8 protein-coding genes and 1 pseudogene are annotated in these 10,752 nt (G+C 43.9%); 2 read left to right on the forward strand and 7 right to left on the reverse strand.

Annotated elements, in window-relative coordinates:
• Positions 1 to 11: 11 nt before the first annotated feature.
• From tuaB to M1D59_RS19330, 5 genes are all read right to left on the reverse strand, one after another.
• Positions 12 to 1,451 carry a teichuronic acid biosynthesis protein TuaB gene (gene tuaB / locus M1D59_RS19310; RefSeq protein ID WP_195536828.1) on the reverse strand — a complete coding sequence of 480 codons (1,440 nt, stop codon included), beginning with the start codon at positions 1,449 to 1,451 and terminating at the stop codon, positions 12 to 14.
• A 23-nt stretch (positions 1,452 to 1,474) separates the two neighbouring features.
• Positions 1,475 to 2,134 carry a sugar transferase gene (locus M1D59_RS19315; RefSeq protein ID WP_020453132.1) on the reverse strand — a complete coding sequence of 220 codons (660 nt, stop codon included), beginning with the start codon at positions 2,132 to 2,134 and terminating at the stop codon, positions 1,475 to 1,477.
• Between the two features lie 229 nt (positions 2,135 to 2,363).
• The gene (locus tag M1D59_RS19320; RefSeq protein ID WP_026580183.1) at positions 2,364 to 3,851 is read right to left on the reverse strand and encodes an N-acetylmuramoyl-L-alanine amidase; all 1,488 of its coding nucleotides are present in this window, start codon (positions 3,849 to 3,851) and stop codon (positions 2,364 to 2,366) included.
• A gap of 84 nt (positions 3,852 to 3,935) precedes the next feature.
• Complete coding sequence (locus M1D59_RS19325; protein WP_075212716.1) at positions 3,936 to 6,080, reverse strand: SpoIID/LytB domain-containing protein; 2,145 nt, start codon at positions 6,078 to 6,080, stop codon at positions 3,936 to 3,938.
• A 29-nt stretch (positions 6,081 to 6,109) separates the two neighbouring features.
• Complete coding sequence (locus tag M1D59_RS19330) at positions 6,110 to 6,430, reverse strand: hypothetical protein (protein ID WP_026580185.1); 321 nt, start codon at positions 6,428 to 6,430, stop codon at positions 6,110 to 6,112.
• 197 nt (positions 6,431 to 6,627) lie between these two features.
• Here M1D59_RS19330 and tagU point away from each other — a divergent pair, with 197 nt between their 5' ends.
• Positions 6,628 to 7,548, forward strand: coding sequence for a polyisoprenyl-teichoic acid--peptidoglycan teichoic acid transferase TagU (tagU, locus tag M1D59_RS19335; protein WP_026580186.1), 921 nt, complete (start codon positions 6,628 to 6,630; stop codon positions 7,546 to 7,548).
• A gap of 29 nt (positions 7,549 to 7,577) precedes the next feature.
• On the opposite strand, the gene wecB is transcribed toward tagU, so the two are convergent.
• A complete protein-coding gene (wecB, locus tag M1D59_RS19340) occupies positions 7,578 to 8,717 on the reverse strand; it encodes a non-hydrolyzing UDP-N-acetylglucosamine 2-epimerase (RefSeq protein ID WP_026580187.1) in 1,140 nt (379 codons plus the stop codon).
• An 838-nt stretch (positions 8,718 to 9,555) separates the two neighbouring features.
• Here wecB and galU point away from each other — a divergent pair.
• On the forward strand, positions 9,556 to 10,434 hold the full coding sequence (galU, locus tag M1D59_RS19345) for a UTP--glucose-1-phosphate uridylyltransferase GalU (protein WP_026580188.1): 879 nt from the start codon (positions 9,556 to 9,558) through the stop codon (positions 10,432 to 10,434).
• Positions 10,435 to 10,484: 50 nt separating this feature from the next.
• Here galU and M1D59_RS19350 read toward each other — a convergent pair.
• A pseudogene (locus tag M1D59_RS19350) lies at positions 10,485 to 10,626 on the reverse strand (hypothetical protein); the annotation flags it as partial.
• Positions 10,627 to 10,752: the final 126 nt, after the last annotated feature.

Here is a 10,752-nt window from a genome sequence, read left to right on the forward strand (position 1 = left end):
CCTTTCTGCTGTCATCTTCCTAATTGGATCTTCATAGCCCGCCGATAAAATTTACTGACCAGAAAACCGTAAAAAATTCCGCTGATTCCGACGGAAACTGCCAGCTGAAGCATGGCGCCGTGAAGCAGATGTCTGCTGCCGACGCTCAAGACAAGAGCCAGCAATGCCATGAGCAGTGTCAAGGCCAGCGGTTTTCCAACGGTTCTGAAATATTCGCCCATCTTCAGCTGGATGACATATTTGAGCAGCCATCTGCCGATAAAGAAATTGATCAGGCTGATCGCTGCATAGGTCCAGGCGGTGATCGTCAAATCATTCGTTAATACCGCCGCATAAAGAGACAGCCCGTAAAGGAGCATGATCCCGCTGTCCCAATAAAATGCCAAGTCTGCTCTCCCCTTCGCCAGCAAAACCGATCCGTTCGGATTCATCAAAACCCTGAGCAGCCCGACAATCGCGAGGATATTCAGAACCGGTACGGCCTGCAGCCATTTTTCTCCGAAGACGACTTCAATAAATAAATCTGAAACAGTCATCAGTCCGATCAGAAGCGGGAATGAAATCAGCGAGAGAAGCTTTGTCATATTTAAAAAGCCTTCGCGCAGCGTTTGATTGTTCCCTTGATTCTTTGAGAAGACGGGAAACGCTACCCGTGTCACGATCGGATTGATTTTTAATACGGGAATCGTAATAATTTGATACGCCAGGTTATAGATTCCCAATGCTTCCGCACCGAGAAACCGTCCGATCAAAATCATGTCGATATTGGCGCCAAGCCTGTTTACAAGCCTTGAAGCGAGCTGAAACGCGCCGAACGAGAAAAATTCTTTCACTTCCCCCAACGCAAAGACGAGAGTTGGACGCCATTTTTTTAAATATACAGCAAAAAACATGATGCCTTTAACCGAATTAAGAAAAACTTGTGACAATGCATAGGCCACAATCGGATCCATCAGAAAAACCAAAACGAGCAGGAGCACAAATGACAAAACGGTGACACCCGCTTCTATTTTGCTCAGCACATTAAACTTCAGATCTTTTTGCAGCATATATTGATACTGCTGGCCGACCGGGGCGATCAAAAACATGATGGCCAAAATCCGCACAAGAAAAACCAGTTCGTCCCGCTGATAAAAGTCTGCGATGAACGGACTCAGGAAAAAGAGGCCGATAAACAAAAGGATGCCCGTTAGGATATTCAGCCAATATAAGGTCGATAATTGGCGTTCACTGATGTTCTCCTTTTGAATTAAAGCGGCCCCGAATCCCATATCGAGTACAATTTGTGTAAAAATCGTTACGGTGGTCAGCATTCCGACCAAACCGAATTCGGCAATTGTCATGATATTGCCGAGCAGTGCAAACTGTATAATTTGAATGACCGTGACGATCAAAGTTGAAACACTTGTCCATTTTGCACCGCTTAATATTTGTTTCGTAATGGTAGACATAGCATATTCCTAACTTCCTCGTATTATCTGGCTCCTTCGCCGGTTAATACTACTTTAATCGTTTTCAGCATAACCTTCAAATCGAGAAGAAACGTTAAATTCCGAATGTAATACAGATCGTGCACCAATTTTTCTCTCGGACCGATATCATAGCCTCCGTTTACCTGTGCAAGTCCCGTTAACCCAGGCTTAACAATTAAGCGGTTTTTAAATCCCGGAATTTCATGGTGAAACTGAGCGGTAAACATCGGTCTTTCAGGCCTTGGTCCCACAAGGCTCATATCTCCGGCCAGAACATTGATCAGCTGCGGAAGTTCATCGATTCTTGTTCTTCTTATAAAAGACCCGACTGCAGTGATGCGCGGATCATCCTTCTGCGCCCATTTCGCACCGGATTTTTCTGCGTCAATTCTCATAGAACGCAGCTTGATCACCTTAAAATGCTTTCCGTCTTTTCCGACGCGTTCCTGCCGGTATAACGGAGAACCCGGTGTTTCGATACAGATTAATATACAAAACAGCAGAATAAACGGCAGTGTAAGAGCGAGCCCAATCAAGGAAAGGACGATATCCATTATCCGCTTCATATATAAATAACGTACTGCTTTTTTTGATAGAGCACAGGAATAAGTTTGCTGGCTTGAATATTCATTGTACATTCTTAAACTTTTGTCGATACTCACTAGCATACACCTCGATTAGTATGTTACTGTTTGATCTATTCGTCAGTGTAGCATACGAACGTAAACACAATGTAAAGGAGTCATTAAAATTAGTAAATTCATTGATTTTATGTTAAAAATGCATCGCCTCCGTTTTGTCTTTAAATTCACCAAAAATATCATACTATATTATAAAGACAAAACAAAGGCAGCATAGGCAATTTTTCCGAAAAACGAATTTCTTTATATTTTAATAGTAAGCAACAATTCCGTCGTAAATCGCTTTAGCGCCTTTTTCTTTGTAGGTCGAGCTTTTGAGTTTTGTCGCATCACTTACATTGCTGATAAACGCAAGTTCAACAAGGCAGCTTGGCATTTTTGATTCCCTGATGACATGGAAGTTGCCGATTTTCACACCGCGGTTTGACGTATTCAATGCAACATAGAGACGGTTTTGAATCTCGGTTGCCAGCCTTTTGCTGTTGGCCGATTCATACGTTGTATAATAGTAGGTTTCTGTTCCGGAAGCAGCAGGTGTTGCCGAGTTTGCATGGATGCTGACAAACAAATCCGCATGATTTGACTGCGCTTTTGATACACGCTGTGCGAGCGTCAGGTAAGTGTCGTTCGTTCTCGCCATAACTGGCAGCGCCCCGCCGTTTGATAATTTCGTATTAATTAATTTTGCGACATCAAGGTTCACGCTTTTCTCATATAAACCGTTGCCGACAGCACCGCTGTCTGTACCACCGTGCCCTGCATCAATGAAGATTTTTTTGCCGACGATCGGATTCTTCAGCTGTGATACGACATTGGATTGAAGAGAAACCGTTCCGCCAAGCACGGTAAACGTCGTCATGTTTTTGGAACCGATCACTTCTCTTGTCGGTGTCGGCAAAGATGATGCATTCGTGAACATCATCGGACGGTTTTGCTTAGCCGCCAGAACAGATCCTGTTAATCCGTCGGCATACGCATAGCCATTGCTGATGATTGCACTCTTCGCAGAAGAATAGTATTTCTTGACGACATTGGCCGCGACTTCATAGCGGTTGCTGCCGCCGATTCGCGTCGGAGAAGCAAGCTGTTTATATACGGTGCTGGAGATGCTGACTTCACCGCCTACGACAATGGTCGATGTTGTTCCTTTGCTCTTCATTGCATTTTTTGTCGCTGTCGGGATGGAATTGGACGATGTTAAAAGGATCGGGATGCCGTTTCTCGCGGCATATGCGCCGATCGCAAGGCTGTCAGCATAGGCCGTTCCGTTGGCGATGACAGCTTTTGAATTGCTCGGCAGCTTATTCGCAATATTTGCCGCAACCTCGTAGCGATTTGCCCCGCCGATGCGTTCGACAGATGACACACCAAGCTTTTTAATCTCGCTTACGACGCCGTTTTGAACGCTGACGGTTCCGCCGATTACAATCACTTTGCTAGGTTTTAACTGACTGATTCGGTTTTTAGTGGCCGTTGGCAATTTGGACGCTTCCGTTAATAGGACAGGCGCGTTGTTTCGGTAAGCAAATGGAGTCGCTGAAAGGACGTCGGCATATGCCTTTCCATTTGCAACAATGACTGTGCTTGCACTTGACCATCCCTGCTTGGAAACATTCACCGCAACCTCATAACGGTTTGCACCGTCTAATCTTGTGACAGAGTTGGCTGCAAATACATTAGGTACAAACAAAAAGAACCCTAACAACAACATAGGTACAGCTTTAAGAAAGACCCTCAAAAAAATAACCTCCAAAAATGTAAATGTTATGTTTTCCCCTGAACATGAACAGAGGAGGCACTGCTGCCTCCTGTTCTAACTCTATTAATAGCTTGATAGAGTCGTATTTGGATAATAGAAACTTAAGATTTTCTTGTAATCGTGCCCGGCAGCAGCTCTGGCATTTGCTCCGTACTGACTCATGCCGATGCCATGGCCGAATCCTTTACCGCTGAGAACAAAAGCGTTCGTAACGTTGGATACCGAAGCATACGTGCTCTTCATATTCATGCCGCCCAGCATCGATCTTAATTGAGTCGTCGTCACGGAAATCGTCGCTGTTTTTTCTGAGAGATTTCCGTTTGACAGAACATAGCCGTTTGATTTTTCTTTGACAAAGTAAGAAAACTTCACCTCTGCTGTTTTCGGCCGCTGACCGGCAGTTTTCGCGCTGCTCAAGGTCAGGCTTGAGATTTTCGTGATCTTAATGGATTCTGCACTAGGATATTTATTGGTAATAAACCAGCTTTTCAGCCCAGACAAATAGGCAGAGTTCGTTTCATTTGTCGTATTCCACCATGTGCCAGGGCTCTTTAGGTTTAAGCCGCTGGTATTGATCTGCGTTTTATTCAAGGATATCGACCAGCTGTTTTTCGGGTCGTATGTATCCGCTTTGGCGATTAAATATGGAACATTGCCGCCCCATACCTCTGCGCTTGCTTCCGTATATCCCCCGTTGCTCGATGAGTAAACAGCCGAAATCAAGTTGCCGTTATATTTTAAAACTTGTCCTTTTGTTGTATTTACAACGCTGGATGTCTTCGAATTCCAGTCGTATCCCCCGTAAACCTGAAACGCTTGCGTATCGGCCACTACTTTTCCTGCGGAACCGACCGAATATGTTCTCGCTGCCACCGCTTGGGCTTTTAATGCTTCCGTCTGCCAGCTTGCCGGCATTTCGTGCGGCACAACACCTTTCAAATAATCTTCGAACGGAATGTTTTCGTTTATCGGCCGAACATATTTGCTTGATTCAATCGTAAACTTCATATTGCCTAAATAAGGCCTTCCGTTGATGCTGATGGAATTTGATGTCGAGTATTTTTTAGGTGATGCCGTAAATGTCGTTCCAAGCGTTTTGACAGCTTTATTATTTTTGTAGAGTACAAGCTTTCCGCTTGATAGATTAACAGAGTATCCATCTCCGGTAAGCATGTCTGCCAGACTATTTTTCAATGAATCCGTGATTGAAGTGGTCCCCCCAAGCAAAGCAAAAGACTGGGTTCCTTTTTTCGCGACTACATCTGCTACAGGAGTCGGCAGGCTGCCCGATTGGACAAGCAGCAAAGGATGCTTTTGTTTGGCTGCAAGAACGGAACCGGCCAATGCATCTGCAAAAGTCGTTCCGTTAGACATGAAAACCTTTGATGCGTTCATGTTAAGCGTGTTGACAATATTCGCCGACACTTCGTATCTGTTCGCTCCGCCGATGCGGGTAACAGACGCTTTTTTCTTTAATGTGTTTTCAACGCCTGTGCTGACACTCAACGGACCGCCGACGATCGTAACCTTGCTCGGAATATTGTAATCGCTTCGGATCGTATTATTCCCTGAAAGCAGTATCGGATAACCGTTCATTGCCGCATAAGGCGCGATCGACAGAGCGTCGGAGAAGACTAGACCTGTGGCAACAATCGCCTGGCTGTAGGACCCCATCCGGCTCGCGATGTTTTTGGACACATCATAGCGGTTGGCGCCGCCGATGCGGTCAATGGCCCCATACTTTTTCAGCGTGTTTTCAACATTTTTGGAAACGCTCGCCGTTCCCCCGATAATTAAGATGTTATCAGGCTTCATCTTGGCAATTTGAGTTTCGGTTTTCGCCGTCAGCGCGCCCGCATCAGTTAATAGAATCGGCGCATCGTACTTCTTTGCAAGCGGAGATGCAGAAAGCGCATCCGCAAAAGCGTCCCGATTGACAATCACGACAGTGCTCGGGTTCGTCCATCCGGCTGATGCAACATTGTTTGCCACATCGAAGCGGGTCGCCCCGCCGTACCGCTCTGTCGCGGAAATTCCCGAGCCCGGAATTTCGTATGCGCCGGTAATGCCGAAATCAACGCTTGATTTATTGCCCAAATAATTGCTTAATTTTACCGAGATTGTTTTGTCGGCAGCCTGGGCAGATTGTGTAAACATCAGAGCTGCAGCAGTTACTGACGACAGAAGCAGAAGCTTCATTTTTTTCAAAACGTTATAAACCCCCTTGATTCAGCTCTTTATTTTGTTTCGATGCTTTTCAGCTCCAAAACGCCATTTCCGCCTTTTTTATATTGGACTTCTACTTTTTTGCCTTCTTCAATGGAATTGACTTTATCCTGAAGATCTTCATCGACTTGAAGCGTTGTTTCTTTGCCATCGATGTTCACCGCAATTGTGTGGCTGTCAGCCAACCCCACGAATGAGCCTTCTTTAGTGACGGTTTCTTCAGATGCCGCATTTTTATTGTTTGTGCTTGACTTGTCCTCCGATTGGCCCGAAGTGCCACAGGCTGACAACAAAAGCAGCATTGATAATGTTAGAACTATGAGTTTTTTCATCTTCTTCACCTCTCCCTTTTTATCGACAAATTCCAACAGATTCTTTAATTATAGCGAAAAATTTTGCAGATTGATTGGTTTTTTTGAAACATTTTTCTAAGGATTTCGTCTATCCAAAAGGACACATATAACTTTTTGTTGTTTTTGAATTTTAAGAAACTTATAATCAAAGTAGAACATTAAAAGGTGAGGGCTATATGAGAGCTGAAAAGAGGAAGAAAAAGAAAAAAATTTTTTATACAATTATCGCTTTGATTGGTATTTTTGTTCTCAGTACAGGCAGTTACGCCTATTACTTATGGCATAAAGCGGCATCTACAGTAGCGAGCATTCATGAAAATATTAACAAATCAAAAAAACGCGATTCAGCTGTTGACATTGATAACCATGACCCGTTTTCCGTGCTTCTCATGGGTGTCGATGAACGGGACGGTGATAAGGGGCGCGCAGACTCCCTCATCTATATGACGGTGAACCCGAAAACGAAAACGACTGAAATGGTCAGCATCCCGCGGGATACGTATACTGAAATTATCGGCAAAGGCAAGTTGGATAAAATCAACCATTCATACGCATTCGGCGGTGTTCAGATGACGGTAGACACGGTTGAGAACTTCCTCGATGTTCCTGTCGACTACTTTATCAAAGTCAATATGGAAAGCTTCAGGGATGTCGTAGATACGCTTGGCGGCATTACCGTGAACAGTACGTTTGCTTTCAACTATGACGGATATTCATTTGGCAAAGGCGAGATTACGCTGAACGGAAAAGAAGCGCTCGCTTATACGAGAATGAGGAAAGAAGACCCGAACGGCGACTTCGGACGCCAGAACAGGCAGCGTCAAGTCATCGAAGGAATCATTAATAAAGGCGCCAATATATCGTCTATCACGAAATTCGGAGATATGTTCAAAGTGATCGAAAACAACGTTAAAACGAATCTCACGTTTGACGATATGTGGGATATTCAATCCGGCTATAAAGAAGCCCGCTCAAAAGTCATCCAGCATGAGCTGAAAGGCGACGGCACAAAAATCAACGGAATCTATTATTACAAAGCTGACGAAAGTTCCCTTTCCGACATTACAGCCGAACTGAAAGAAAGCCTTAATAAATAAAAAAGCTTCCTGAAAAGGAAGCTTTTTTATTAGTCTTTAAACACGTCAGGCCGCGCACTTCGATATCCGTACCGATAAAGCAGCGCCTCTGCAATTCGCCGCGAAGCCTGTCCGTCCCCGTATGGGTTTGAAGCCCGTGACATTTTGCGATATTCATCTTGATCGGTCAACAGCTGTTTAGTCAGCTGATAGATCTTATCTTGATCCGTGCCTGCCAGCTTAAGTGTCCCGGCCTGAACGCCTTCGGGCCGTTCCGTCGTATCTCGAAGCACGAGGACCGGCTTTCCGAGCGACGGCGCTTCTTCCTGCACCCCGCCCGAGTCAGTGAGGATGAAATGAGCTTCAGCCGCAAAGTTGTGAAAATCAATGACTTCAAGCGGCTCTATTAGATGGACCTTCTTCAGATCACCGAAATGCTTTGCAGCCGCTTCACGAACAGCGGGATTGAGATGAACGGGATAAACAACCTGTACGTCGTCAAATTCTTCGACGATCCGCCTGATTGCTTTAAACATATTTTCCATCGGCTCACCTAAATTTTCACGGCGGTGGGCGGTAAGCAAAATCATCTTGTCATTTCCTATTTTTTCAAGAATGGGATGTGAATAGCCGTCCCTCACTGTTGTGTGAAGCGCATCGATTGCCGTATTTCCAGTGACGTAAATCGTCTCCTGGTCTTTATTTTCACGGAGCAGATTCTTTTCGGCCTGCTCTGTCGGCGCAAAATGAAGATCGGCAATCGATCCCGTCAGCTGCCTGTTCAGCTCTTCGGGAAACGGCGAGTATTTGTTTCCGGTCCTGAGTCCCGCCTCTACATGGCCGACGGAAATCTGGTGATAATAAGCGGCAAGACTTCCCGCAAATGTCGTTGTCGTATCACCGTGAACAAGCACAATGTCCGGTTTGATAGACTGAAACAGCTCGTCCAGTTTCACAAGTGCATTAGACGTAATTTCAGCCAGCGTTTGCCTTTCTTTCATGATATTCAAATCAAAATCAGGCTTTATATTAAAAGCTTCAAGCACCTGGTCAAGCATTTGCCTGTGCTGTGCTGTAACCGTCACATAAGACTCAATTTCGGGGTGTTTTCTTAATTCAAGCACAAGCGGCGCCATCTTAATGGCTTCAGGGCGCGTGCCGAAGATGGTCATGACTTTTAATTTTTTCACTATTGTCACCTTTTTCTTAAAGTAATTGTTTGTTAAATAGAATATTGAATCCTTCTCTTTAATAAGTTTACTTACTTTTATTCCTATTAAAGAGAAGCTTTTTTTTCGATTCAGGGTGCTATTAAAACGGCGGAACATGCCCTTTGTTCTAACAGCATAAAATACTCGACCAAAACCTTTCAGGATCCTTCGAAATAAAACACACCGTTCCAATCATGATAAAATATCTTTGAGCTTCTTCACACTAGAATGGGAAGATTAAATAAGGAGACATCCTCTCCCTGTTTATACACCTGTCCAAACAGCATAAAAATCGACAAAAACTGCATAAAGGAAGAATACTCTTCTTGTGCCACCTTCGGAAAGCGATTCAAGCTTATTATGTACGTACGGAGGTTAAAATAATTTGTCCAGCTGAAACAATGTCCTCTTTTTGTTTCTAGGTCAAAAAAACAACCATTTTGCCGGCTTTACGCTGTTTTGCAGAAGGTAATCGACCTATTTACAGCCAAACTTTTCTCTGACTGAAGAGCTGCAACAGCGCGCCCTTCTCTAACAGGTCAGGTGAATCAATACTATTATATAGAATCTTTATTTACACTATCTTTTTATCGTTTCAAGCATGTTGACGTTTATCATTCGCATCCATTACCATAGCAATCCTCTCTATTGATTTCAAGTTTTAGTACTACCCTATATTACTTGTTTAAAGTTCGTTTTTCTTATATGATAAAAAGTGTTAACAATATGAAAAATGGGTATGTTCAATAAAGACATTAAAATACTTGCGATTCATTGAATTTGATCGTAGACATTGTATAAGGAAGGTGTACTGAACATGAAAAAAGTACGTAAAGCCATAATCCCTGCCGCGGGTCTCGGAACGAGATTCTTGCCGGCTACAAAAGCAATGCCGAAAGAAATGCTCCCTATCGTTGATAAACCAACTATTCAATACATAATTGAAGAAGCTGTTGAAGCAGGTATTGAAGATATTATTATCGTCACAGGTAAAAGCAAGCGTGCGATTGAGGATCATTTTGATTACTCTCCTGAGCTTGAAAGAAATCTAGAAGAAAAAGGTAAAGTAGAACTCCTTGAAAAAGTGAAAAAAGCTACGAATCTGGCTGATATCCACTATATCCGCCAAAAAGAGCCTAAGGGACTCGGGCACGCTGTATGGTGCGCTCGCAACTTTATCGGTGATGAGCCGTTTGCGGTTCTGCTTGGAGACGATATTGTTCAAGCTGAAAAACCCGGATTGCGCCAGTTAATGGATGAATACGAAAGAACGCTTTCTTCTATTATTGGTGTTCAGCAAGTGCCAGAAGAAGAAACACACCGCTACGGCATTATCGATCCTCTGACAAGCGAAGGCCGCCGTTATCAGGTAAAAAACTTCGTTGAGAAGCCGCCTAAAGGCACAGCTCCATCTAATCTTGCCATCTTAGGCCGTTACGTATTCACGCCTGAGATCTTCATGTACTTAGAGGATCAGCGGGTTGGAGCCGGCGGAGAAATCCAGCTGACAGACGCCATTCAAAAGTTGAATGAAATTCAAAGAGTGTTTGCGTACGACTTTGAAGGCAAGCGTTATGATGTTGGTGAAAAGCTTGGTTTTATCACCACAACTCTTGAGTTTGCGATGCAGGATAAAGAGCTTCGCGAGCAACTTGTTCCATTTATGGAAGGTCTACTAAACAAAGAAGAAATCTAAACAAAAAGGCTATTGGACATTCATCCAATAGCCTTTTCTTATTTCGATATTAAGGTCGGCCTGTCGCTTAAAGACAATGAGGCTGGAGTAACGAGAGAAATGTTATAAAAAACAAGCTCTGATGCTTTATCATTCTCCAGTACATAGCTGCATTTTTTCATTATCTAAATCCAGCGTCCTGCTGCCGTCAGCTTCCGCTTTGAATCTTGATCCTTTCAAACAGATGCGTTTTCAAATGCAATAAACTCTTGCTTGTTGTCTGCGAAGAAGCGTTCCTCTGTCTTGTCCTTTGCATCGCCATGATGGTTCTACACTTCA

The sequence above is a fragment of the Bacillus sp. PK6-026 genome, from assembly GCF_054161455.1.

Excerpts from the sequence above, each read along its gene's own strand:
- tuaB (WP_195536828.1), bottom strand. The coding sequence starts at position 1,451 with ATGTCTACCATTACGAAACAAATATTAAGCGGTGCAAAATGGACAAGT.
- M1D59_RS19330 (WP_026580185.1), bottom strand. The coding sequence starts at position 6,430 with ATGAAAAAACTCATAGTTCTAACATTATCAATGCTGCTTTTGTTGTCA.
- tagU (WP_026580186.1), top strand. The coding sequence starts at position 6,628 with ATGAGAGCTGAAAAGAGGAAGAAAAAGAAAAAAATTTTTTATACAATT.
- galU (WP_026580188.1), top strand. The coding sequence starts at position 9,556 with ATGAAAAAAGTACGTAAAGCCATAATCCCTGCCGCGGGTCTCGGAACG.